Here is a 1,003-nt window from a genome sequence, read left to right as displayed (position 1 = left end):
CCGCACTACCGAGCATGGCCAGTTCGCTGAACGAAAACCCGCTGCGCATGCAGGCGGTGGTGATCGCCTACCTGCTCACGGTGGCCCTGCTGATACCGGCCTCGGGGTGGATCGCCGACCGTTTCGGCACACGCCGGGTATTCCTCGGCGCGGTACTGCTGTTCAGCCTCGGCTCGTTGCTTTGCGCGCTGTCGCCGAGCCTCGAACTGCTGGTCGGCGCGCGCATCGTACAGGGCGTCGGCGGCGCGCTGATGATGCCGGTGGGACGGCTGGTGATCCTGCGCGTCTACCCGCGCCAGGACCTGGTGCGGGTGCTCAGCTTCGTCACCATTCCCGGCCTGCTCGGCCCGCTGGCGGGACCGACGCTGGGCGGCTGGCTGGTGGAGTACGCCTCCTGGCACTGGATCTTCCTGATCAACCTGCCGGTCGGCCTGCTCGGCTGCCTGGTGGCGATGAAGCTGATGCCGGACCTGCGCAGCCCGGTGCCGAGCCGTTTCGACAGCATCGGCTTCCTGCTCTTCGGCGGCTCCATGGTGCTGATCTCCATCGCCCTGGAAGGACTCGGCGAGCTGCACCTGTCGCACCTGCGCGTGGTCCTGCTGCTGATCGGCGGACTGGTCCTGCTCACCGCCTACTGGCTGCGCGCGCTACGCATCGACAAGCCGCTGTTCCCGCCGAGCCTGTTCAAGGCGCGGACCTTCGCCGTCGGCATCCTCGGCAACCTGTTCGCCCGCCTGGGCAGCGGCGCCCTGCCCTTCCTCACCCCGCTGCTGCTGCAGGTGGGACTGGGCTACCCGCCCTCCACCGCGGGCATGACCATGATCCCGCTGGCGCTGTTCGCGATGGTCGCCAAGCCGATGGCCAAGCCACTGCTGGACTTCTTCGGCTATCGCAAGCTGCTGGTCGGCAACACCCTGATCCTCGGCTGCCTGATCGCCGGCTTCGGCCTGGTCGACCAGGACACCCCCTACGTCTGGCTGCTGCTGCACCTGAGCCTGCTCGG

General features: G+C 68.4%; 1 protein-coding gene. It reads left to right on the top strand.

Translation table 11 applies throughout. The annotated features are described in order from the left end of the window. On the top strand, positions 1-1,003 hold a 1,003-nt coding region (locus tag FFS27_RS33140), incomplete at both ends, for an MFS transporter (RefSeq protein WP_137952583.1).

Origin of the sequence: Pseudomonas sp. 2VD, assembly GCF_005503585.1 — a bacterium.
Lineage (GTDB): Bacteria > Pseudomonadota > Gammaproteobacteria > Pseudomonadales > Pseudomonadaceae > Pseudomonas > Pseudomonas aeruginosa.
Note: the sequence above shows the minus strand (reverse complement) of the source record. Positions and strands in the feature narration are given on the sequence as shown.